The following is a 21,711-nucleotide window of genomic DNA, read 5'->3' as shown; positions in this document are numbered from 1 at the left end:
GACATAAATTTAAGGGTTTGCCCAATTGATATGGTTCGTATGGTATTCGATGGTCGGATGACCGGGCGACTTGTCCTTCCAGGTGCGGTGAATCATTTTTTTTAGTCTCTCCGGCAGATCGGCTTTGATTTTAGCGGCTTTTTCCTTATCGATCTTTCCTTCGGCGACGGCCTGATCGATATTTTGGGACGCCTTCTCCGTCAGCTTCTTTAGATATTCGTCCTCGCTCCAGCCCTTTGTCGTCTGCACGACTTGCAGCAGGGATTTCCCCTGTTTCAACTGCTCGACAATGCTTTTAGGCGGAACGCCGAGCAAGGCGGCCGTATCCTTCACTATGTGCCCGCCATGGACATGACGTGGATGGTGATGTTTGGCATTAGGGTCCTTGGTTGCTTCCGGGGTTTGCTTGATCTGAGTGTCCTGGGGTGCCCCGGCATAAACGGCGCCGGCAGCGACGGGAGCCAAGGCAAGGATGAATGCCAAACCGCTTGCGGCAAGACCTTTTAGCTGTTTCATAGACTTTTTCCACCTCTTCGTTTAGAATAATTTGGGCCTTACATTGTCTTAGTCTTGACCAAATGTGGAGAATCATTTCAATTCGGGTAAAAATAACATAAGCGAGAGTTTAACAGGAGGAATTTGTCGTGACGTTTGGCGCTAGAATGCTGAAGACCGGAGTGGCGGTAACACTGGCTTTATACCTGGTGAGCTGGTTGAATTTATCTTCTCCGGTCATCGCTGCGGTAGCCTCGATTTTTGCGATGCAGCCGTCGATTTACCGGTCATGGAGATACTTGATCGACCAATTGCAAACCAACACTTTGGGCGCCATATTGGCGATGCTGGGGGGGATTCTGTTCTCTAATGAACCGATCGCCGTCGGGCTCGTCTGCATTATTGTCATCATGATCTGTCTTAAATTGAAAATGGGGGATACGATCGGGATCACGCTCGTTACGGTCGTAGGCGTCATGGAAGCATCCGGACAATGGGAGTTCGCCCTTAACCGGTTTGCGCTCAGCCTCATCGGCATTCTGTCGGCTTTCGTCATTAACATTGCCCTGTTTCCGCCAAAGCCGAGAGTGCAATACATCAAGCAAATTCGCGGAACGTTCGATCAGTTGTCGCTGCTTATGCGAACGGCGGTCTCCGATGAGATCAAGGAATCGGTGTTCCGCGGCGAGAAGCGCAAGCTGGAGGATACGATCAACTCGCTCGTCGATAAGTACAAGCTGATGGAGGAAGACCAGAAGAAGCTGAAAACGCCGAAATTCAGCCAAAGCCGGCAGCTTGTCGTCTATAAGCAGATGCTCACCACGCTGCGGGCCGGTTATGATGTGCTGGAGGCGGTGGAGCAGCATTATTTTCAGGCGGTGCGGACTCCGGAGCTTAACGAGGAATTCGATCAGCATTTGGAAAAACTGATTAAATTCCACGAACATATTATGCTGAAATTTGACGACAAGCTGAAGCCGAACTCGCTGGAAGCCGAACAATTCGAGCAGGAGAACGACGAGTTCTTGCGCGGGATGCTCGACCGTTACGCGCTCCAGCGCAAAGGGATTCTGCGCCTGTCGATCGTTTCGGCCCAGATGTACGAATACGGCCATCAATTGGAACGATTAAACCGGCTGGCTGATCATTGTGATTCAACGGGGGAAGCGTAAATCTAAAAAAGTCCTGCCAGAAGGCAGGACTTTCAATTTATGGTTTGAATCATTCGTAAATACGGATTCATGTGCATAATAAAAAATAAATTAAGGATTGAATTTGGGGCATAGAATGGATAGAATAGAACATGCACTGTAAAATATAAATAATTAATTGTAAATATCCTAAATGGATTATATCACAAATGAAATTCATTGTCAATAGTCATTTTCGGTTAATGCATTAAGAGCGGAAAAGTAGGATATACAAGAGGAGCGATCACAGTGAGCGGAAACGATAACGTTTGGCAGGAAGAACAGCGGCGCGTGGAAATTGTGGCGGACCGGATCGAGGACAATATTTCCCGGCTGGAAAAAGAGGTTGGCCATGTGCGAGGAGATGTCGTCACCATGCGGAAAGAGTTTTGGGACGAGGTGACGATCAACTTCAGTGAAGCGGATGACTTGGGCGAAACGTCGACAAGCCTGCGCCAGCAATCCCAGGTCTTGTCGGAGCGGGAAAAAAGACACCTGTTCGCCTCGAAAGAGCTCGGCAAGATGAAAAGGCTGAAGCAATCGGCGTATTTCGGGCGGATCGATTTCGCCGAGGAAGGACAAGAAGAGGAAGCGATCTATCTCGGTATCGCCTCGCTGCTGGATGAGGGGGGCGATTCTTTTCTTATTTACGACTGGCGGGCGCCGATCTCCAATCTATACTACGACAGCGTCCCGGGTCCGGCTTCTTACGAGACGCCGTCGGGGACGATCGAAGGGACGATGTCGCTCAAACGGCAGTTTGTCATTCGCGGCCGCGAGATCAAAGTGATGTTCGACACCGGAATGACGATCGGCGACGAGCTGCTGCAGCAGGTGCTCAGCCGCAGCTCGGACGCCCAGATGAAGAGCATCGTGGCGACGATCCAGCGGGAACAGAACCGGATTATCCGCGACGACAAGAGCCGCATGCTGATCGTACAAGGGGCGGCGGGGAGCGGGAAAACATCCGCCGCGCTGCAGCGGGTCGCCTATCTGCTTTACAAGCACCGCGACACGCTGCAAGCCGATCAGATGATCCTTTTCTCGCCGAACCCGATGTTCAACAGCTATGTATCCACGGTGCTGCCGGAGCTAGGCGAAGAGAACATGCTGCAAACCACGTTTCAGGAATATTTGGAGCACCGGCTGGGCCGGGAATTCCAGCTTGAGGATCCGTTCATCCAGATGGAATACGTGCTCTCCGGCGGGGAGGACGAGACTTATGACGCCCGGATCAGCGGGATCCGCTTCAAATCGTCCTCGGATTTCCTCGATATCTTTAACCGGTACAAGGAGCTGCTCGAACGCAAAGGTATGAAATTCAAACCGCTCCGTTTTCAAGGCAAGGAAGTGATCGGTGCGGAGGCGATTGCGAAAGCCTTCTATGCCTTTGATCCCGCTATCCGGCTCGCAAACCGCTGCGAATTGCTGAAAGACTGGCTGCTTAAGGAGCTTGCCGCCTTCGGCAAGAATGAGCTGAACGAGCCGTGGGTCGAGGAGCAAATCGGGCTCCTGGATACGGAGGATTACCAGCGGGCTTACCAGCGCATGCGCCGGAAGCGGCGGGGGAAGGACGATCTTTTCAACGAATATGAAGAAGAGAAAACAATCCTGGCCAAAATGGTCGTCAGCGATAGGTTGAAGCCGCTCCGTAAATGGGTGAAGTCCCTGCGCTTTGTGGATGTGACCCAATTGTACCGGCAGCTCTTTCAAGGGCCGGAATTGATCAAGGAGCTGGGCTCCGGCGAGCTGCCAAGCGAATGGGACGAAATCTGCGAGCAAACGCTGCGTAAAATTTCCGCGGGGGAATTGTTTTACGAAGATGCCACTCCGTTTCTCTATTTGAAGGAGCTGATTCTGGGCTTCCGCTCGAATACGGCGATCCGGCATGTGATTATCGACGAAGCCCAGGACTATTCGCCTTTTCAGCTTTATTTCCTCAAGCGGCTGTTTCCGCGCGCCCGCATGACGGCGCTCGGTGATCTCAATCAGGCGATCTACGCGCATGCATCGGTCCTTCAGCAATCGAACGCTCTGACCGATCTGTACGGAGCGGGTGAGAGCGAGCAGATCACCCTGGTGCAGAGCTACCGCTCCACCCGGGAAATCGTGGAATTTACGCGGGGCATGATTCCCGGCGGCGAGGCGATCGTTCCGTTTAACCGGGAAGGCGATAAGCCGGAGGTGATCCTGGCGAGGGACAGAGCCGAGCTTCACGGCCGGATTTCCCGGGATATCGCGGCGCTGCGGGCGGAAGGCTACGAGATGATCGCGGTCATCTGCAAAACGGCGGCCGAGAGCTTGAGCGCGTACGAGGCGTTCTCCGCCGAGCTTCCGGTAAAGCTGATCAAGAAGACGACATTGTCGTTCGAAAAGGGGATCCACATTATTCCGGCTTATTTGGCCAAAGGCGTAGAGTTTGACGCCGTGCTGATTTATGACGGATCGGACCGGATTTACACCCGTGAGGCGGAGCGCAAGCTTTTCTACACGGCGTGTACGAGGGGCGTGGTTTTGGTATGCACCGTTTCTGGCCATACCCGCGCTGTGCCTGATCTCGATCGTGCTGGTCGGTTTTATGGTCAAGGAACCGAAACGGGAAGAGGCCAAACCGATAAAGGAATTTCTTCAATCGTTAAAATCGGTATTTGCCGAGAAGGGGCGCTGGTTGTACGCGATTTTTATCATCGGCGGGATCTGCATGTTCCTGTTGTTTGGGGTGTTGTTTTACTTGTCCGACGAGCTTGAGAAAAAGCACGGGCTAGACGGCGTTGTCAAAGGACTCGTACTGGCGATTCCTCTGGCGGCGCTTTGCCTGGCTTCTTATTTGACCGGCAAGAAGATCGGCAAGAACAAAAAACTGATGAAATGGTGCGGCGTGATCGGATTGGTGCTCGCCACGGGCGCTTTTTTCGGCATCAGTCTGTTCAATAATATTTATTTTGTGATCGCCTGCCTGATTGTTTCCGGAGTCGGCATCGGCATCGTCCTTCCCAGCTCGGATGCGCTCATCACCGAAGGCGTCGAGATGGAGCTGCGCGGGACCATTACTTCGATATACAGCAGCATGCGGTTTATCGGGGTGTCGCTCGGTCCCCCGGTCATTTCGGTACTGGTTCACGCCGGCCATATGTTGATGTTTATCGTCATTGGAGCCGTAGCGCTCATCGGCGTCATCCTGCTTCTGTTCATGGTCAAACCGGAATCCGGCGAAGGCAGAGGCAAGAAAACGAAGGCACCGCGCCCGGTGCATCAAGGCTAAAATTTTGTCCGTGATTTTTCTCCTAGCTTTCTTTCCTGACGCCCTCCTATAATAGCAAATTATTACTTTTCTTTATTTGAGAGGAAGTCGTCAGGTGAATAAAAAGAAAACTTCGGGGATATGGTGGCTGGTCGGAATCGCGGCGGTTCTGATCGTCATCCTGCTGGTGGCGAGATTCGCCTCGGAAGGGAGCAAGGAGGCGCTCTATCCCGATTTGGCAAAGGTCGACGCAGGGGAGGTTCCGCAAGGCTTCGACGAGGCGCATCAGCCCTACCTCGGCAACCCGGACGCTCCGGTGACGATCGTCGAATTCGCCGATTACAAATGTCCGGCCTGCAAGCGCTGGAAGGATGAGGTGCTGACCGAACTGAAGCGGGAGTATTTGGATACCGGGAAAGCGGTATATTATTACGTCGACTTTCCATTCCTGTCTCCGGACTCCACCCTGGCCGCATTGGCCGGGGAAAGTCTATTCCAGCAGAATCAGGATTATTTCTGGACGTATTTTGATCTAATGATGCAAAATCAAGGACATAAGGAAGAGGAGTGGGCGAACCGGGATTTCATCGTGCAGCTCGTGAAAGAGAAGATCCCGGAAGCCGATCTGAAGCAATTTGAACAGGATTTGGACGGGCGGACATATATCGCTAATGTGAAGAAAGATTTCATGATCGCCGAGAATCATGGCGTGGACGGAACGCCGACCGTTTTTGTCAACGGACAAGCGGTGGAGGATATATCCTTCGAGGGGATACGGAATTTTATCGAGAACCGATGAATCTCAAACGGCGGATCTTGCGGCTGAAGTGCAGCCGCAGGAGCCGCTGTTCTTTTTTTGCAACGTTTTTGGTATGATATTAGCTGGATTAAAGATGGCATTTCCGGGAGGCATAAACAGATGAATGCAAAACAAGCGGCCGGATACCGTGCAGCCGAATGGGTTGAGGACGGTATGATCGTCGGCCTTGGGACGGGCTCTACGGCTTATTATGCAATCGAGAAGATCGGATTAAGGGTCGCGGAGGGGCTGAAGATCAAGGCGATCGCTACCTCCAAAGCATCGGAGGAGCTGGCGGCGAAATATGATATTCCGCTTATAAAGTCTTCGGAAGTGAAGCGGCTCGACATCGCGATCGACGGCGCCGACGAAGTGGATCCCGACATGGCTTTAATCAAAGGCGGCGGGGGCGCGTTGCTGCGCGAGAAGCTGGTGGCGATCAACAGCGACCGCTTCATTGTCATTGCCGACATTGGCAAAATGGTAGCCCGGCTCGGGCAGTTCAAGCTGCCGATCGAGATAGTTCCGTTTTGTTATGAATGGACGCTTGAACAATTGCGGAACCGGTACGATATCGATTTTGCGATGCGGATGCGGGACGGCGGGCTTTACGTTACCGACAACGGCAACTATATCGCCGACGCCGCATTCGGCAGCATCGAGTTTCCAGCGCAGCTTAGTCATGAACTGAAAATGATGACGGGTGTGGTTGATCACGGACTGTTCGTCGATATCGCCCAGACCGTGGTGGTCGGCTATGACGACGGGCGGACAGAGGTCATCGAGAAGAAAAACTGAGGGGGCGGCTTTTTTGCTGAAACAAGTGACAACTTTTCCCCCGGATGCGGCGCTTTCCGAACTGATGGAGTACGCCGTGGGCTTCGAGCCCGAGCTTGAGGACCGAGCGTGGGAGCTGTATCGTACCGGGGGCGGCGCTGCGCTATACGGCTATGAGGACGAAGGAGAATGGGTCGGGCTGATCGGCGCTAGAACGAACTCGGATAACACGCTGGAGATTTTGCATCTCGCGGTTCATCCCGAGGACCGGCTCAAAGGCTATGGCCGCGGCCTGATCATGGAGACGCTGCTGCTCATTAAGCCGAAGGCGGTGACGGCCGTTACCGATGAGGACGGGGCCGACTTTTTTCGCAATATCGGCTTTACCGTGCAAGGATTTATCCCCGACGGGGGCGGCGAAGAGCGTTTCCGGTGCCTTTACGAAGCCGAAGAGGAAGAATAAATTATAAATAAAAAATCGCGGGTTCCTTCCATACCGGAGGGAGCCCGCGATTTTTTTTGGAAATTGCCTGGGCGGAACTATAAAGTCATCGATTTAAAATAACTGCGTACCGCCCATTTCCGTTCATGCCGCTTCTTATATTTCGGCAGGCTGCGGTAGACGGCGATCGACTCTTTCAATGCGAGTTTGGCATCATCCTTGCGGCCCAGCGATTGATAGAGGCTGCCGAGCAAATAGCAGGCTTCGCTGGAAGAGGATTGGATCTCGCCGAACTTGGCGGCATATTCGAGCGCCTTCTGCGCATCCTTCTCGCGGAAAGCCGTAGCCAAGTGCAGGTAAGGCTGGCCGTACCGGACGCGCTCATTTATGCTCAGTGCGTGTAAAATATGCCCTTCGCCTTCCTCGAGCCGGCCGACTCCAATCATCGCCGTGCCGAGATCATCCCAAAATTCCGCCGATGATTCGGAATAAGGCTGAACTTCCTCCAGCAGCCCGAGCGCCTCTCTGAATTTCTTCTTGTCAAGAAGCAAGCCGGCCAGTTCGCGTTTGGCGGAAACGTCGAAATGATTGAGCGATAATTGCTGCCGCAGCTTGGAGACGCGGCGCTGCCTTTTGAACGGCTTGGATACGCTCGGAAACAGTCCGACAAACCGCCGGTCAAGGAAATATACAATCAGGAGCAGAATCAGAATGGCGATGAGCGGATTCCCCGTCAGCCATGACAAAAAAATAAAGATCATTACCTTGCTCATGAATTCCTCCACCTATCGTCATAATTTCCAATTATACCATAGATGGAATATCCGGAGAGGATAAAAGCCCCTATTCATTTGGGTATAAATAAGAGTGTCCTTTGATTTGTAAAGAAGCCGCCCCTTCGGGACGGCCTCCGATTATTTCGCGGGAGAAACGGCGTCGGCTTACTGGTAACCGCGCGACTCGAAGCCCGAATGCCCCATACCGGATTGCCCCATACCGGATTGCCCCATACCGGACTGTCCCATACCGGACTGTCCCATACCGGATTGGCCGTAACCGGACTGGCTCATTCCCGCTTGGCCGAAGCTTTGTCCGCCTACCGGGCGGATGCCGATCGGCGGTCTGAACTCGCCGGCGGTACCGAAGCCGCTTGATTGGGAGGTGGCGTACTGCTCGATTTGGCCGGCCAATTGGGCGATCTGATGATATTGCTGCATGGCGGTTTGATGGCCTTGCAGGGCGGTTTGGATCGTTTGGGCCGCCTGGCGTTCGCGCTGGACGATTTGCTCCAGTTGGACCGCATTTTGCTTTTCTTGTTCCAGCAATTGTTGATACATCATGGTCGCCTGACGCGTCGTTTGCTCCAATTGTCTCGTCAACTGCTCGATCTCCCGGACTTGCTGGGATGGGTTGTTGAACATGGTTACAATAGCCTCCTCTATGGCGGATTTAATTTTCTTGGATGTAAATCCATGGTTATGTTGCCCGGTAAAATTAAGGATATGCATTCATCAGGCCCGGCGAGGAATACAATTGCCTATAATGTGGAAGCGTAACTTGATAATGGACGAAAGGGAAGGTGACAAATCCATTGTTTAAACTCGTACTTATCAGACATGGCGAAAGCGAATGGAACAAATCCAACCTGTTCACGGGCTGGACCGATGTCGATCTATCCGAGAAGGGGGTTCGGGAAGCGAAGGAAGCGGGAATTTTGCTGAAGGAAGAAAAGTTCGCGTTCGATATAGCCTATACTTCCTACCTGAAACGGGCGATAAAAACGCTGTATTTTATCCTGGACGCCATGAATCTGCTCTGGATCCCCGTCCACAAAACATGGCAGCTTAATGAGCGCCATTACGGGGCGTTGCAAGGATTAAGCAAGCTAACCACGGCTCAGAAATACGGGGAGGAGCAAGTTCTAAAGTGGCGCAGAAGCTATGATGTTCTCCCTCCGGCGCTGACGAAAGAAGACGAGCGTTATCCCCGCAATGATCCAAAATACAGAGATGTGCCGGATCAATATATTCCGCTCACGGAAAGCCTTAAAGAAACGATTGTCCGGGTGGAGGATTACTGGGAGAGAGAAATAAAACCGCAAATTCTCGCCGGCAAAAAAGTTATCATCGCCGGGCACGGCAACAGTTTGCGGGCGCTGATCAAATACTTGGAAAACATGAGCGCCGAGCAGATTGTCGATCTCAATATCCCGACCGGAACTCCGCTGGTTTATACCCTTGACGATGATTTGAAGCCGGTGGAGAAATATTACCTCGGCAGCGAAAAAAAGGTCGAACACAAAATCGAAAAAGTGGCCGATCCGGACAAAATTATGGAATAATCGGCACAAACGACGGAAACTCCGCCCATGCAGGGTGGAGTTTTTGACTTAATCGCGCTCAAGCTTTCTATGATTTCGGACCCTATCTAAAATGTATTGCAGCCGCTATGAATCTGTCTATACTGATTCTATTCTTTTGAATACGATGTAGCATAACTTTGAAGGGAGTTGTTAAGTGATGGCGTCGATCCTCGGCTATGATGCGACATATACTTCGGCAAATATGCTGCCTGGAATAGAGTTAATCGGAGGGAGAGAAATAGCGAGAGTGGCTGTATTCATCGATCCTGCAAATCCGGCATCTTTCAATGCAAGAGTGGAGTTGAAGGGGAATATCGGGATATTCACGAATGATGCGGAGGGGAATCCCACCTTTAATGTTATTATTTTCAGAAACGGAGTGGAAATCTATCGCGCAACAAGTGAAATTGACCTCGCATTAAATACTATTACAAATCAGATTGTAAGTGTCATGGCAATAGATGGAGCGATTCCGGGTTTGCAAACTTATCAATTAGCCGTTGAACCTGAACCTGGAGATGCCAACCAGATTTTCGTCAGGGGCCCCATTGCCTTTTCCGCTACAGTGATAGGGTTATAGTTATTATCTATTTGCCCCGGTCTGCCTCTTGAGCCTCTCAATAGGTTTATCAAAAAGCTCTCACCGATAGCCGTGAGAGCTTTTTCGCTATGATAAATTTTCATCTAAAAGTTACGTTTTTGTAAATAATTTATATACTTTAATTTGGAAAAGGCTTATACTAAACATATTAGAATTATTGCGACCATGAAAAATCTCGCATTTTCTTCGTAAAGATCGCTCTAGAAAGGAGTGCGTATTTATGGAGTCGATTGAACTTTTGAAGAAACGCTATAAGTCGCTGGAGAGCCGGGTTCACAGTTTTATTCTCGTTCATTCCGGCATTGAGTATGTTCCGGGTTCGTCGGAATGCGTGGAAGGCGGCGCCTTCGCCTGGTCCAAGCTTTCTCCCGAGGCCAAAATCGTACAAATTGAACTCTACCATGAATATATATCCCTGATCAAGCAGGCCAGGAAGCATTTAGAGCTGAACGGCAGCCCTTACCTGGACACTTTCGACCACAGCTGCTCCGAAGTGAAATCCTATTTAAAGCAGGAGAACCTGGTCTGGGGGTCATCCCTGCAGGACGTATTCAACAGCGTAAAAAAAGAACTGGACCTGCAGCGCGGCCTGATCGCCCAGCCGGTGTTGATTTGACTCCATAAAATATGGCAGCTCAAGAGGGCCGACGGCTTTAAGTGATAGCTAATAGAAATGACCGCTTTCTTTTGTAGGAGGGCGGTCATTTCTTTTTATGAAAAAACAAGTAACTCTTCTAACCAGTCTTCATATACTTCAATCATTACCAGACGCACATATGGCCTTGTGAGAGATAGGAAGACCACGAAGCAATATCAATTTATGGCCACTCTTATGAGTGGTTTTTTAAGTGTTCGACGAAGATTTCAGGTAGTGTCGGTGAATTTGGTCATCAAATATAAAAAAAGGACAAAAGCCCTTGTAGAAATTCCTGGCCACAAGAGCTTTTGTCCGGGCGCCCCTTCCGGGACGCCCATCATGGGAGAGGAGAAACCGGACGAAGAGCTTATGGGGAAACGTAAGTCTTCTCCGCGGTTGTCTACGACATTTGTGATGTCGATAGTTCAAGTGTTGTCCGATCTTTGCCGGTTTATACATCCTGCGCCAAATTCTTATGCGAATTCGGTTTTTCAATCTCCAGGCGATTATGGTACGATATCGACAGGCATTTGGCGAAAGGAAGGAAAGAATGCATGAGAGTAATTTCGGGCAGCGCCCGGGGAAGAGCGCTAAAGTCGGTTCCCGGCATGGGGACAAGACCTACCACGGATAAGGTAAAGGAAGCCTTGTTCAGTATGATTGGGCCTTATTTCGATGGGGGTGCCGCGCTGGATTTGTTCGCCGGTACCGGCGGGCTCGGCATTGAAGCGCTTAGCCGCGGTATGGACAAGGCAGTGTTCATCGATCAGGAACACAAAAGTATAGAAGTGGTTCGCGCCAATTTAAAAGCGACGGGCCTGGAGAATAAAGCCGAAGTTTACAGAAACGATGCGGAGCGTGCGTTAAAGGCGCTCGCCAAACGGGGGACGGCCTTCGATCTGGTGTTCCTCGACCCGCCGTATCGGCTGAAGCACGGGGAGAAGCTGATGGAGACAATGAGCAGCCTGCAGCTCCTCAATGAGAAAGCAACCGTGGTTTTGGAATACGAATCATCCTTCGTTTACCCGGAGAGTTTCGGTCGGTTTACAGAAATGCGCAAGGCGCAGTACGGCGAAACGGCCATTTCCATTTACCGCTACAACAATGAAGATACAGAAACGAGTCCGGGCGAAGAACCGGGCGGGGAGGACTAACATGGAACATGAGTTTAAAACACCGCGCATCGCGGTCTATCCCGGAAGCTTCGATCCGGTAACCAAAGGGCATATGGACATTATTCAGCGGGCGTCGCGCCAGTTTGACAAGCTGATCGTAGCGGTGCTGAACAATTTAAGCAAAAACCCGCTGTTTACGGTAGAAGAACGGAAAGATTTGCTGAGATCGGTTACCGGCCATTTGCCTAATGTGGAAGTAGACAGCTTTCGCGATTTGCTGGTGAATTATATGAATCATAAGCAAGCCCATGTCATCGTAAGGGGAATCCGGTCGGTAACGGATTTCGAATACGAGCTGCAGCTTGCTTCGACCAATCAGAAGTTGAATAGTGATGTGGAAACGATTTTTATGATGACGAATCCGAAATATTCTTATTTAAGCTCCAGTGTCGTCAAAGAGATCGCTTACTTCAATGGCGATGTCAGCGATCTGGTTCCGTTCGAAGTGGAGAAGGCGCTTAAGCAAAAATATAGCTGAAGCAAGCACCTCGGCGCTTGCTCCGTCAGTAGGCGGAATTAGCGGGAACGGCTTTTTCCGCCGGTTGATAACAGGGATAATACTGTAAGTCCGGCGATGAGCGCCAGAAGCAGCCAGAATTGAATTCCGACAAACCGGCCGATCAATCCCCAATCGGGGAGAGGGAAAGAGAAGAAGCTTCCGTGCGAGACTCCGGGGGCTTGCAGCTCCGCGGCAGCGGGAAGAGCCCCGGGAAACCATCGTGACAGGGGACGCCATAGCACTAGAGTCAATACATAGGCGTAGGCTCCATGGATAAGACGACTGATGATAAAAAGACGGCTGCCGATCCCGGCCGGCCGCAGCAGCGCGCGTACCTGCAGGAATGCGCAGATTCCGCTCCAGCCAAGGATCGCCCCAAGCAAGGCGCAAACAATTGCCGGAGGCATGGAGAGCTGTGACACCGCATAAGCTCCAAGATGGGCTTCAAGCAATCCGGCGATGGAGAACGAGGGGATAAAGTCCGGAAGTGCGGAGGCGAGGACATGAATGACGACCGCAAAAATAAGCATGTATCCGCCGGTCGTCATTAACGTTTGCACCCCGGCGGCCACGGAGTCGCCAAGCAGTTTGCCGAACCCGCGGCCATCGGCTTCGCGGGCCGCTTCCATCTCCCGGACGGCGAGGCGAAGTCGGGAAACGGACGGCCTCGGCCCCATAGACCGATGGCCGGCCGCTTGGCGGTTTCGCCGCGAGCGCACTCCGGGAGTCAGCCAATGAAGGGTGATCCCGGCGGCAAGCCCGGAGATCCAATGAACGGCTAGCAGCAGCAGACCAAGCTCTTCACGGCCGAGAAAGCCCGCGGCCACAACGATAACGAGCAGCACCGGGCTGGCGAAGTGGGCGGCCCCGGTCATTCTCTCCGCCTCTGTGGCGGTTATTTTGCCTTGCTTGTACAAAGAGACCGCGGCGGAAGCGGCAGCCGGAAAACCGGCGGTGAGCCCGAGCGGAAGCACCCAGCCGAACGAGCCGGGCAGCCCGTAGCCTCTTCTTGCGAGCGGCTCCATGAATACGCCGAGTCCATGGGCGAACCCGCCGGCGAGTAAAATTTCGGACAAGACGAGAAAAGGCAGAAGGGCCGGGAATACGATTCGCCACCAGATGGCCAGGCCTTGGCCGGAAGCCTTGAAGGCTTCGCCCGGCGCGTAAACGATGCAGATCACGAGCAGGACGGCGGCTAGCCCGAACAGCAGAGTCGCCGGCAAACTGCCGCCGGTACGGCGCTCGCTTGGCAATAGGTTCACCTTCTTCGATAGAAAATGGATGATTTGTACAAGTTATATGCGATAGAAGCCGAGTACATGCCTCCAAGGGAAATAGAGGGGCGGTAGAAAAAGGGGGGATTTTTCGATGCGTAAAACGCGATCGGCGGCCATCAAGCTGGGATTGTATTTCATATCATTGGCTATATTGATCTATGTCGTCGTATATATGCCGACGCCTTATATGATCAATCAGCCGGGGTCGGCGGACGAGGTAAAGCCGATGGTCAGCGTTCCGGCGGGGGATCCCGAGGAAAAAGGGACCTTCATGCTGACGACGGTGTCGGTCAGCTACGCCAACATCGCGCTGCTCATTACGGCGGAGTTCAAGCCCCACGCGCAAATCGTCCGCAAGGAGCCGGACCGTAACCAGGAGCAATACGAAACCGAGCAGAAATATTATATGAGCACCTCGCAATCGAGCGCGGTCATGGCGGCTTATAAACATGCCGGAGTCGATTATGACGTCGTTCCGGAATATGCTTTTATTGTCGGCTTTTCCAAAGAAGTAACGCCGAAAGGAGATTTCCATCCCGGAGATATCATCCGAAAAGTGAACGGCCAAACCATCGGGAAATTCGAAGAATTGTCGGCGGCGCTGTCCGGGAAATCCGTAGGAGAACAAGTCGATCTGGAATTGGAGCGCGGCGGCAAAGCGATCAAGCAGCAGGTTGCGCTGGTGCAGATCGGCGAGCAGGACGGAAAACCGAAGGCGGGGCTGGGCGTCAGCGTCGGCGAGGTACTCAAAGTCCAGCCCAAGGATAAAGACAAGGAAGTTCATTTTGCCGACACGCAGATCGGCGGACCTTCCGCAGGACTGATGTTTACACTGGAAATTTACAATCAGCTGACCCCGGGAGATCTTAGCAAAGGCTACCGGGTGGCCGGCACGGGCACGATGTCCGAGGACGGCACCGTTGGCCCGATCGGCGGGGTACAGTTTAAAATCGTCGCCTCCGAGCGGCAGAAGGCGGATATATTTTTCGTGCCGGAAGACAATTATAAAGAGGCCAAGGCCAAAGCCGACGAAATCGGCAGCGGCATGAAGCTCGTCAAGGTGAAAACGGTTGACGACGCGCTGCGTTATTTGGAGGAATTGACTCCCAAATCTTGATTCACAGCCGAATCGGCGGCTGGCGGTAATCCCGGAGCAGGTTCTCGGCGGCCCGGCGCGGCATGGCGTTGCCGTAAACGGCCGAAGCCCGGAGGTCGAGGTCAAGCTGCGGGTCGTTCCGTCCCGCCGCTCTGGTGACGACGGGCAGGGAGGCGGTCCGTTTCATCCGCTTCAGCAGGTCTCTCCCGGCATCGCTGAATCCGAGCACCCGCAAATAGCCGGGGCCCGCGGCCAAAGCCTCCGGCGATAAGGCGGCGCGGTCATGCTGGAGCAGAACATGCAGCAGCGTGCGCTGCAGCTTGGTATGGGTGTAGCGCTTCGTTTTGAGCAGCTTGAGCAACTCGTCGACCGAAGGTTCTTCGATCCGGGTCAGCGCTTTTTTGATCCGGTATTCCAGTCCTTCGGTCATCTCGGGGTGGGCGGCGAGCTCCTCGGGCGAAGCGAGGAGCAGCCGGTGGAACAGCTGCGGCGCAAAGCTGTTCCACGTCACGGGCCCGCGGCCGGCGGCGAATTCGCGGGCCAGAATCGCCGCCGTCTGCGGCGGCACGTACGGCCGGGCGGCTTCGACGCCGCCGCTGCCCGCCAGCAGCAGCGCCCGCACGGCGGTGGCGCTGGCGATCGCGGCGCTGGCCGGCGCCGCGTCGTGGTAGCCCGCGGCTTCGCGTCGCACCGTGAGCGGGGCGATGCCGCTCCCCAGCCGCCGCAGCGCGATGAGGTAATGCAGCCCCAAGCTGTTGTTGGGCTGCATTAGCAGCGCCCGCGCCGCGGCGGCGTCCATGCCGGGGCCGGCGCAGGTGCGCGCGGCCGCCGCGGCGAAGGCGGCGGGGTAGCTCGCCCCCGTGGCGAGCTCCTCAGCCACCGCCGCCTTCAGGGCGGCGCTCTCGTCCGCCAGCCGCTCCGCGAGCGGCTGCAGGGCCTCGAGCGCCCCGGCCTCGCTGCCGAAGCACAGATGCGTCACGAGGCCGGTCGCCGCCAGCAGCGACACCGCCCCGTGCGCGAACCATTCGGCCGGCTGCACCGCATAGGCGACCGGCAGCTCCAGCACGAGATCGGCGCCCAGATAAAGCGCCATCTCGGTTCTCGCCCACTTGTCGACGATGGCGGGCTCGCCGCGCTGGAGGAAGTCGCCGCTCATTACGGCGACGGCGGCCTCGGCTCCGGCGAGCCGTTTCGCCTCCTTGAAGTGGTAGGCATGTCCGTTGTGAAGCGGGTTGTATTCCACAATCAATCCGACAATATTCACGAATCTTCTCACCTTTTGGGTATATTTAATTATGAATATATCACAAGTAAGGGCTTGAGACCGAATACGCCCGAATGACGGGGGACGGGAAATCCCGCTTTACTGTTGACAAAACTTACTTAAAATCGGTATAATAATTTTTGTTTGTTTGGAGTGATATTCATGATTTTACATTTTCGTCAGTTGGCTTCGTCCGATCGGCCGGTGGAGTTCCGCCAGGCATTGGATGTGAGCCGTGTCGTCAAGGGCCGCAAGGATATTGCCGGAGCCGGGCCGTTGCAAGCCGATCTGCGGGCTGAGTCCGCGGGAGGCGGCGTGGTGAAGGTGACCGGGAAGCTTACGGGGAAGCTGGACATGTCCTGTTCCCGTTGCCTGAAACCCTTGAGTCACGAAGTCGATATCGTATTTGATGAAAGCTTCAAGCAAAGCGATCATCCCGAGACAGAGTCGCAGGACGATGACGAGGATATTCAATTCGTGGCCGAGGATCAGGTCGATCTCACGCCGTATATCGAAGAAGCCTATCTTCTGAATTTGCCTTATGCGGCCTTGTGCAAAGAGGACTGCAAGGGGCTTTGCCCTTCTTGCGGAACGGATCGGAACGAGCGGGATTGCGGCTGCAATACGGAGCGGATTGATCCGCGCTTGGCCTCGCTCGGCGATTTCTTTAAAAAGTAAGCAAATGATGTTGTTAAATCACCGGATCCCGGGTTGACTTGAATAAGGAGGTGGGAACCATGGCAGTACCTCAACGGAGAACGTCCAAAACGCGCCGCGACAAACGCCGCACGCACTTCAAATTGGCTGTGCCGGGCATGGTAAAATGTGAACAATGCGGAGAATTGAAGCTTGCTCACCACGTATGCAAAGTATGCGGAACATACAAATCGAGAGAAATCATCAACTCGTAAGTTGAGATGACTCTAACGAACTCCAATAGTATCTCATCTAGGTGAGATGCTATTTTTTTTGGCATGGCCCCGGAATATTTGGGAGGGGGGTCCTCTTTCTTTTTTGCGGGAGATGTTTTATACTAAAATTTAGTACCAGGTTCTAAAATCAAGAGATAATTGCTGTGATATAATCCTGTTCTTCAGAAGGGGGGAGACCTATGGAGCGCTTACCCAAAAAAGCAAGGCAGCAGCAGCTCGTCAAATTGATCGAAGACAATCCGTTCGTGACGGATCAGGAGCTTACCCGGCAGCTTAAGGTCAGCATTCAGACGATCCGGCTGGACCGTATGGAACTGGGTATCCCCGAGCTGCGCGAGCGGATGAAGCAGATGGCCGAGCGCTCCTACGACCAGGTTCGTTCCCTGCCGCTGCATGAGGTGATCGGGGAAATCGTCGATTTGCAGCTTGACAAGAGCGGGATTTCCATATTTGAAATTCGCGAGGAGCATGTGTTTTCCCGGACGGGCATCGCTCGGGGCCATCATGTGTTTGCCCAGGCCAATTCGCTGGCCGTCGCTGTCATTAATGATGAAATCGCGCTGACCTTCTCTGCGGATATCCGGTTTATTAGATCGGTTCATTTGGGGGAAAAATGCATCGCCAAGGCCTATGTCCGCCCACCTTCTTCCGGCGGCAAGGGGAAGGCCAAGGTTGAAGTCTTCACTTATGTCGGTGAAGAGATGGTATTTCAGGGGAACTTTGTCGTCTATCGTTCAACGGGCGATGACAACGCTAATTAAGAAGGGGGAAATCAGGCATGCGAATCGCGATTGACGCGATGGGGGGAGACCATGCGCCGCAGAGCGCGGTGGAAGGCGCACTGGCCGCGGCCCGGGAATGGAGCGATATCGATATCGTTCTCGTCGGACGTAAGGATGCTCTTACACCGCTGCTGAATAATGCGCCGTCCAATCTGTCGATCCATCATGCGGAAGAGGTGATCGAAGCGGAGGACGAACCCGTCAAGGCGGTCCGCCGCAAAAAGGACGCCTCGATGGTTGTCGCCGGCCGCCTGGTGCGGGAAGGCGAAGCCGCCGCGATGATCTCGGCCGGCAATACCGGCGCACTGATGACGACGGGCCTGCTCGTGGTCGGCCGGATGGAAGGGATCGAGCGCCCCGCGCTGGCGCCGATGATCCCGACGCTAGACGGACGCGGCGTACTGGCGCTGGATCTGGGCGCCAATATGGACGCGAAGCCCGAGCACTTGGCGCAGTATGCGCAGATGGGCAGCGTCTACCGCCAGAAGGTGCACGGCATTGCCAAGCCGCGCGTCGGGCTGCTCAACGTCGGCACCGAAGCGGGCAAAGGCAACGAGCTGACCAAGGCGGCTTACCCGCTGCTTGAGGAGCTGCCGATCGAATTTGTCGGCAATGTGGAGGCTCGCGACGTGCTGACCGGTGCCTGCGATGTGCTTGTCTGCGACGGCTTCGCCGGCAATATTTTGCTCAAGACACTGGAGGGGACGGCCGGGGCCGTATTCTCGCTGCTGAAGCAGGAATTCACAAAATCATTGAAAAATAAACTCGCCGCGGCCATGCTCTTGCCTTCGATGCGCGGACTCAAGGGAATGCTCGATTACAAGGAGCATGGCGGGGCGCCGCTGCTCGGACTCGGCGGGCTGGTCGTCAAGGGACACGGCTCGTCGGACGGGGAAGCGATCAAGAATGCTGTCCGTCAGGCCCGGGCGGCGCTGCAAAGCCGGCTTACGGAGAGCATTGCGGAAGAAATCAGCACGAAGCGGGAGGCAAATTCATGAAATTACGTTCAGTAGGCATCGTCGGTTTCGGCAAATATGTACCCGAAAAAGTGTTGACGAATGCGGATATGGAAAAAATGGTCGATACGAACGACGAATGGATCGTGACGCGGACAGGCATCCGCGAGCGCCATATCGCGGCGCCGGAGCAGGCAACCTCGGATCTGGCTTATGAAGCGGCCGTACGGGCGCTTGCTTCCGCCGGACTGGCGGCGGAGGATGTCGAGCTGATCATCGTGGCGACGGTTACGCCGGATATGACGTTCCCTTCGACCGCCTGCATCCTCCAGGATAAACTCGGCGCGAAGAAGGCCGCGGCTTTCGATCTGTCGGCGGCTTGCTCGGGCTTTGTGTACAGCATGGCCACGGCAAACGGTTTTCTGCAAACCGGGATGTACAAAAACGCACTCATTATCGGAGCCGATACTTTATCCCGAATTACCGATTATACCGACCGCAACACATGCGTGCTGTTCGGCGACGGGGCCGGCGCGGTCGTGCTCGGCGAAGTGCCGGAAGGCCGCGGCTTCCTTTCCTTCGATCTTGGAGCCGAAGGCGCAGGCGGCCCGCTGCTCAAACTGGAAGGCGGCGGCTCTCGCATGCCGGCATCCCAGGAGACCGTGCAGAGCGGAAAACACTTCATTTATATGAACGGGCGCGAAGTATTCAAATTCGCCGTACGGGTCATGGGTTCGGCTACGGAGGAAGTGCTGCGCAAGGCCGGGAAGACCAAGGAAGACATCGACCTGTTCGTACCGCATCAGGCCAATATCCGGATCATCCAATCCGCGATGCAGCGGCTTGAATTGCCCGAAGAAAAATGCGTCATCAACGTCGACAAATACGCGAATACGTCCGCGGCGTCGATTCCGCTCGCGCTCGTGGAGGCGGCGGAAGAGGGGCGGATCAAGGAAGGCGATACCGTGCTGCTTGTCGGCTTCGGCGGCGGCCTGACCTGGGGCGCTTCCGTGCTCGTCTGGTAATGGGCCTGTGGCTTCCCTAGTTTAGAACGCAAGGAGTGTATCACGAATATGGGAAAAATCGCTTTTGTTTTTCCGGGACAGGGTTCCCAAACGGTAGGAATGGGAAAAGATATATATGACAGCTTGCCGGAAGCCCGGCGCTTGTTTGAACAGGCCGATGCCGTGCTCGGTTTTCCGCTGACCCGGCTTATCTTTGACGGCCCGGAGAGCGAGCTGAAGCAAACGGCCAACACGCAGCCGGCGCTGCTGACGACCAGCGTCGCTCTCTATGAGGCGTTTGCGGCCAAAGGCTTCAAGCCCGATTATGTCGCCGGGCACAGCCTTGGCGAATACAGCGCGCTCACGGCCGCAGGCGCGCTCTCTTTCGAGGATGCCGTAGCGACCGTGCGGGCGCGCGGCGAATTCATGGAGCAGGCGGTGCCCGGCGGACAGGGCGCCATGGCGGCCGTGCTCGGCGGCGAGCGGAACGCGCTCGCCGGCCTGTGCGAGGATATCGCCAAGGGCGGCGACGCGGTCGAACTGGCCAATATCAACTGCCCGGGGCAAATCGTCGTGTCCGGCAGCAAGGAAGGGGTGGCCAAGGTCGGCGAGCGGGTGAAGGAGATCGGCGCCAAGCGGGCCATCCCGCTGGAAGTCAGCGGGCCGTTCCACTCGTCCTTGATGACATCCGCCGCGGAGCGCCTGGAAGACAAGCTGGCGAGCGTGACGATTCAAGATGCCGCCATTCCGGTCGTCGCCAATGTGACGGCGCACCCCGTTCAAGAAGCGGCCGAAATCTCCGCCTTGCTCGTGAAGCAGGTGTACAGTCCCGTTCTGTGGGAAGACACCGTGACCTGGCTGATCGCTCAAGGAGTGGACACCTTCGTCGAATTTGGCCCGGGCAGCGTGCTGACCGGTCTGATCAAGAAGATCGACAAGAGTGTGCGGACCTTTAACGTCAGCGGGCTGGACGGTCTGGAACAGACGGCGGCGGCGCTGCGGGAAAATCAATAAAACGTTTACAAATTATGTTCTTTTCTAGTATTTTTATGGAAGGGGATGAATAAGGTATGTCTAAGATCCTTGAGGGGCAAAATGCGCTCGTTACCGGCGCATCGCGCGGTATCGGACGGAACATCGCTTTGGCGCTGGCCGAAGCGGGCGCGAACGTCGCCGTGAACTATGCCGGAAATGAGGAGGCCGCCGCCCGCGTCGTGTCGGAAATCGAGGCGCTCGGCGTTAAAGCGTACGCGGTCAAAGCCCATGTCGGAAGCAGCGAGCAATTTGAGGATATGGTCAAAGGCGTGCTTGAGGCCTGGGGCAAAATCGATATCCTCGTAAATAACGCGGGAATTACCAGAGACAACCTGATTATGCGGATGAAGGAAGAGGAGTTCGACGCCGTTATCGAAACGAATCTGAAAGGCGTATTTAACGGAATCAAGGCCGTAACCCGCCCGATGATGAAGCAGCGCTCCGGCAGGATCATCAATATCTCCTCCGTAGTCGGCGTGCTCGGCAATGCGGGCCAGGCGAATTACGTCGCCGCCAAAGCCGGCGTGATCGGGCTGACGAAGTCGTCGGCGCGCGAGCTTGCTTCGCGGGGAATCACCGTGAACTGCATCGCCCCCGGCTTTATCGAGACGGATATGACGGACCAGCTGTCGGAAGAACTTCGTCAAGGCATGCTTAGCGGCATTCCGCTCGCCCGGCTCGGACAGCCGGAAGAAATTGCCAAAGTGGCTCTATTCCTGGCCTCGGACGGCGCGTCCTATATGACGGGACAGACGCTGCATGTCGACGGCGGAATGTATATGTGATTGGCAATCTCGCTTCTATGGCATTTTATTATTAATTCTCGTATAATACCAAAGAGGAGGTGAACCGGAATGTCCGATGTATTGGATCGCGTTAAACGCATTGTGGTGGATCGCCTTGGTGCAGATGAAGCCGAAGTAACGCTGGAAGCGTCTTTCAAAGATGATTTGGGTGCTGATTCGCTCGATGTCGTGGAACTGGTCATGGAGCTCGAAGATGAATTCGACCTGGAAATTTCAGACGAAGATGCAGAGAAGATTACGACCGTAGGTGAAGTTGTAAACTACATACAATCTCATACCTAAAGTCATCTTAAAAAGTCCCGTACCTCCTTATCAAGCAGGCGGGACTTCTCCTCATCTTG

At 54.4% G+C, this 21,711-nt stretch carries 24 protein-coding genes and 1 pseudogene; 20 read left to right on the top strand and 5 right to left on the bottom strand.

Features of this window, described 5'->3' with window-relative positions; all coding sequences use genetic code 11:
* Window positions 1–9 precede the first annotated feature (9 nt).
* Entirely contained in the window at window positions 10–516 is a 507-nt protein-coding gene (locus V3851_RS05530) for a hypothetical protein (RefSeq protein ID WP_331845521.1), read from the bottom strand.
* Between the two features lie 128 nt (window positions 517–644).
* On the opposite strand from V3851_RS05530, the gene V3851_RS05525 reads away from it, so the two are divergent.
* The 6 genes and pseudogenes from V3851_RS05525 to V3851_RS05500 all read left to right on the top strand — a co-directional run bounded on the left by V3851_RS05525 (window position 645) and on the right by V3851_RS05500 (window position 6,965).
* Complete coding sequence (locus V3851_RS05525; RefSeq protein ID WP_331845520.1) at window positions 645–1,667, top strand: FUSC family protein; 1,023 nt, start codon at window positions 645–647, stop codon at window positions 1,665–1,667.
* 261 nt (window positions 1,668–1,928) lie between these two features.
* A pseudogene (helD, locus tag V3851_RS05520) lies at window positions 1,929–4,205 on the top strand (RNA polymerase recycling motor HelD); the annotation flags it as partial.
* On the top strand, window positions 4,123–4,947 hold the full coding sequence (locus tag V3851_RS05515; RefSeq protein ID WP_331845519.1) for an MFS transporter: 825 nt from the start codon (window positions 4,123–4,125) through the stop codon (window positions 4,945–4,947). The pseudogene helD and the gene V3851_RS05515, both read left to right, overlap by 83 nt.
* 94 nt (window positions 4,948–5,041) lie before the next feature.
* Window positions 5,042–5,725, top strand: coding sequence for a DsbA family protein (locus V3851_RS05510; protein WP_331845518.1), 684 nt, complete (start codon window positions 5,042–5,044; stop codon window positions 5,723–5,725).
* Window positions 5,726–5,845: 120 nt separating this feature from the next.
* The gene (gene rpiA / locus V3851_RS05505) at window positions 5,846–6,523 is read left to right on the top strand and encodes a ribose-5-phosphate isomerase RpiA (protein WP_331845517.1); all 678 of its coding nucleotides are present in this window, start codon (window positions 5,846–5,848) and stop codon (window positions 6,521–6,523) included.
* 13 nt (window positions 6,524–6,536) lie between these two features.
* On the top strand, window positions 6,537–6,965 hold the full coding sequence (locus tag V3851_RS05500) for a GNAT family N-acetyltransferase (protein ID WP_331845516.1): 429 nt from the start codon (window positions 6,537–6,539) through the stop codon (window positions 6,963–6,965).
* 77 nt (window positions 6,966–7,042) lie between these two features.
* On the opposite strand, the gene V3851_RS05495 is transcribed toward V3851_RS05500, so the two are convergent.
* Together V3851_RS05495 and V3851_RS05490 are read right to left on the bottom strand one after the other, a co-directional pair.
* Complete coding sequence (locus tag V3851_RS05495) at window positions 7,043–7,717, bottom strand: tetratricopeptide repeat protein (protein ID WP_331845515.1); 675 nt, start codon at window positions 7,715–7,717, stop codon at window positions 7,043–7,045.
* 168 nt (window positions 7,718–7,885) lie between these two features.
* Complete coding sequence (locus tag V3851_RS05490; RefSeq protein WP_331845514.1) at window positions 7,886–8,365, bottom strand: hypothetical protein; 480 nt, start codon at window positions 8,363–8,365, stop codon at window positions 7,886–7,888.
* Window positions 8,366–8,535: 170 nt separating this feature from the next.
* Here V3851_RS05490 and gpmA point away from each other — a divergent pair, with 170 nt between their 5' ends.
* The 5 genes from gpmA (at window position 8,536) to coaD (ending at window position 12,197) form a co-directional block, all read left to right on the top strand.
* Entirely contained in the window at window positions 8,536–9,285 is a 750-nt protein-coding gene (gene gpmA, locus V3851_RS05485; protein ID WP_331845513.1) for a 2,3-diphosphoglycerate-dependent phosphoglycerate mutase, read from the top strand.
* A 175-nt stretch (window positions 9,286–9,460) separates the two neighbouring features.
* Window positions 9,461–9,886 carry a hypothetical protein gene (locus V3851_RS05480; protein ID WP_331845512.1) on the top strand — a complete coding sequence of 142 codons (426 nt, stop codon included), beginning with the start codon at window positions 9,461–9,463 and terminating at the stop codon, window positions 9,884–9,886.
* A gap of 241 nt (window positions 9,887–10,127) precedes the next feature.
* The gene (locus V3851_RS05475; RefSeq protein ID WP_331845511.1) at window positions 10,128–10,523 is read left to right on the top strand and encodes a hypothetical protein; all 396 of its coding nucleotides are present in this window, start codon (window positions 10,128–10,130) and stop codon (window positions 10,521–10,523) included.
* Between the two features lie 575 nt (window positions 10,524–11,098).
* Entirely contained in the window at window positions 11,099–11,698 is a 600-nt protein-coding gene (gene rsmD / locus V3851_RS05470; RefSeq protein WP_331845510.1) for a 16S rRNA (guanine(966)-N(2))-methyltransferase RsmD, read from the top strand.
* 1 nt (window position 11,699) lies between these two features.
* Window positions 11,700–12,197, top strand: a complete 498-nt coding sequence (coaD, locus tag V3851_RS05465; protein ID WP_331845509.1) for a pantetheine-phosphate adenylyltransferase — start codon at window positions 11,700–11,702, stop codon at window positions 12,195–12,197.
* A 38-nt stretch (window positions 12,198–12,235) separates the two neighbouring features.
* On the opposite strand, the gene V3851_RS05460 is transcribed toward coaD, so the two are convergent.
* Complete coding sequence (locus V3851_RS05460) at window positions 12,236–13,471, bottom strand: nucleoside recognition domain-containing protein (RefSeq protein ID WP_331845508.1); 1,236 nt, start codon at window positions 13,469–13,471, stop codon at window positions 12,236–12,238.
* Between the two features lie 115 nt (window positions 13,472–13,586).
* Between V3851_RS05460 and V3851_RS05455 the strand changes: the two genes are divergently transcribed.
* The gene (locus V3851_RS05455; RefSeq protein WP_331845507.1) at window positions 13,587–14,612 is read left to right on the top strand and encodes a SepM family pheromone-processing serine protease; all 1,026 of its coding nucleotides are present in this window, start codon (window positions 13,587–13,589) and stop codon (window positions 14,610–14,612) included.
* A 1-nt stretch (window position 14,613) separates the two neighbouring features.
* Here V3851_RS05455 and V3851_RS05450 read toward each other — a convergent pair whose 3' ends face one another.
* A complete protein-coding gene (locus V3851_RS05450; RefSeq protein WP_331845506.1) occupies window positions 14,614–15,855 on the bottom strand; it encodes a nucleotidyltransferase in 1,242 nt (413 codons plus the stop codon).
* A 162-nt stretch (window positions 15,856–16,017) separates the two neighbouring features.
* Here V3851_RS05450 and V3851_RS05445 point away from each other — a divergent pair, with 162 nt between their 5' ends.
* The 8 genes from V3851_RS05445 (at window position 16,018) to acpP (ending at window position 21,652) form a co-directional block, all read left to right on the top strand.
* Window positions 16,018–16,533: a YceD family protein gene (locus V3851_RS05445; RefSeq protein ID WP_331845505.1), complete on the top strand. Its 516-nt coding sequence runs from the start codon at window positions 16,018–16,020 to the stop codon at window positions 16,531–16,533.
* 59 nt (window positions 16,534–16,592) lie between these two features.
* A complete protein-coding gene (gene rpmF, locus V3851_RS05440) occupies window positions 16,593–16,766 on the top strand; it encodes a 50S ribosomal protein L32 (RefSeq protein ID WP_331845504.1) in 174 nt (57 codons plus the stop codon).
* A gap of 200 nt (window positions 16,767–16,966) precedes the next feature.
* Complete coding sequence (gene fapR, locus V3851_RS05435; protein WP_331845503.1) at window positions 16,967–17,548, top strand: transcription factor FapR; 582 nt, start codon at window positions 16,967–16,969, stop codon at window positions 17,546–17,548.
* A 17-nt stretch (window positions 17,549–17,565) separates the two neighbouring features.
* A complete protein-coding gene (gene plsX / locus V3851_RS05430) occupies window positions 17,566–18,567 on the top strand; it encodes a phosphate acyltransferase PlsX (protein WP_331845502.1) in 1,002 nt (333 codons plus the stop codon).
* Entirely contained in the window at window positions 18,564–19,550 is a 987-nt protein-coding gene (locus tag V3851_RS05425; protein WP_331845501.1) for a beta-ketoacyl-ACP synthase III, read from the top strand. Before plsX ends, V3851_RS05425 begins: the two co-directional genes overlap by 4 nt.
* Window positions 19,551–19,598: 48 nt before the next feature.
* On the top strand, window positions 19,599–20,543 hold the full coding sequence (gene fabD / locus V3851_RS05420; RefSeq protein ID WP_331845500.1) for an ACP S-malonyltransferase: 945 nt from the start codon (window positions 19,599–19,601) through the stop codon (window positions 20,541–20,543).
* A gap of 56 nt (window positions 20,544–20,599) precedes the next feature.
* Window positions 20,600–21,349, top strand: coding sequence for a 3-oxoacyl-[acyl-carrier-protein] reductase (fabG, locus tag V3851_RS05415; RefSeq protein WP_331845499.1), 750 nt, complete (start codon window positions 20,600–20,602; stop codon window positions 21,347–21,349).
* A gap of 69 nt (window positions 21,350–21,418) precedes the next feature.
* On the top strand, window positions 21,419–21,652 hold the full coding sequence (gene acpP / locus V3851_RS05410; RefSeq protein WP_018750834.1) for an acyl carrier protein: 234 nt from the start codon (window positions 21,419–21,421) through the stop codon (window positions 21,650–21,652).
* Window positions 21,653–21,711 lie beyond the last annotated feature (59 nt).

It is taken from the genome of Paenibacillus haidiansis (genome assembly GCF_036553665.1).
In the GTDB taxonomy this organism is placed as follows: Bacteria; Bacillota; Bacilli; order Paenibacillales; family Paenibacillaceae; genus Fontibacillus; species Fontibacillus haidiansis.
This window is presented reverse-complemented; position numbering and strand designations above follow the sequence as displayed.

Bases quoted from the DNA above. Each gene is read 5' to 3' on its own strand.
- V3851_RS05530 (WP_331845521.1), bottom strand. From the start codon at position 516: ATGAAACAGCTAAAAGGTCTTGCCGCAAGCGGTTTGGCATTCATCCTT.
- V3851_RS05515 (WP_331845519.1), top strand. From the start codon at position 4,123: ATGACGGATCGGACCGGATTTACACCCGTGAGGCGGAGCGCAAGCTTT.
- rpiA (WP_331845517.1), top strand. From the start codon at position 5,846: ATGAATGCAAAACAAGCGGCCGGATACCGTGCAGCCGAATGGGTTGAG.
- V3851_RS05495 (WP_331845515.1), bottom strand. From the start codon at position 7,717: ATGAGCAAGGTAATGATCTTTATTTTTTTGTCATGGCTGACGGGGAAT.
- V3851_RS05490 (WP_331845514.1), bottom strand. From the start codon at position 8,365: ATGTTCAACAACCCATCCCAGCAAGTCCGGGAGATCGAGCAGTTGACG.
- V3851_RS05475 (WP_331845511.1), top strand. From the start codon at position 10,128: ATGGAGTCGATTGAACTTTTGAAGAAACGCTATAAGTCGCTGGAGAGC.
- rsmD (WP_331845510.1), top strand. From the start codon at position 11,099: ATGAGAGTAATTTCGGGCAGCGCCCGGGGAAGAGCGCTAAAGTCGGTT.
- coaD (WP_331845509.1), top strand. From the start codon at position 11,700: ATGGAACATGAGTTTAAAACACCGCGCATCGCGGTCTATCCCGGAAGC.
- V3851_RS05455 (WP_331845507.1), top strand. From the start codon at position 13,587: ATGCGTAAAACGCGATCGGCGGCCATCAAGCTGGGATTGTATTTCATA.
- V3851_RS05445 (WP_331845505.1), top strand. From the start codon at position 16,018: ATGATTTTACATTTTCGTCAGTTGGCTTCGTCCGATCGGCCGGTGGAG.
- rpmF (WP_331845504.1), top strand. From the start codon at position 16,593: ATGGCAGTACCTCAACGGAGAACGTCCAAAACGCGCCGCGACAAACGC.
- fapR (WP_331845503.1), top strand. From the start codon at position 16,967: ATGGAGCGCTTACCCAAAAAAGCAAGGCAGCAGCAGCTCGTCAAATTG.
- plsX (WP_331845502.1), top strand. From the start codon at position 17,566: ATGCGAATCGCGATTGACGCGATGGGGGGAGACCATGCGCCGCAGAGC.
- V3851_RS05425 (WP_331845501.1), top strand. From the start codon at position 18,564: ATGAAATTACGTTCAGTAGGCATCGTCGGTTTCGGCAAATATGTACCC.
- fabD (WP_331845500.1), top strand. From the start codon at position 19,599: ATGGGAAAAATCGCTTTTGTTTTTCCGGGACAGGGTTCCCAAACGGTA.
- fabG (WP_331845499.1), top strand. From the start codon at position 20,600: ATGTCTAAGATCCTTGAGGGGCAAAATGCGCTCGTTACCGGCGCATCG.
- acpP (WP_018750834.1), top strand. From the start codon at position 21,419: ATGTCCGATGTATTGGATCGCGTTAAACGCATTGTGGTGGATCGCCTT.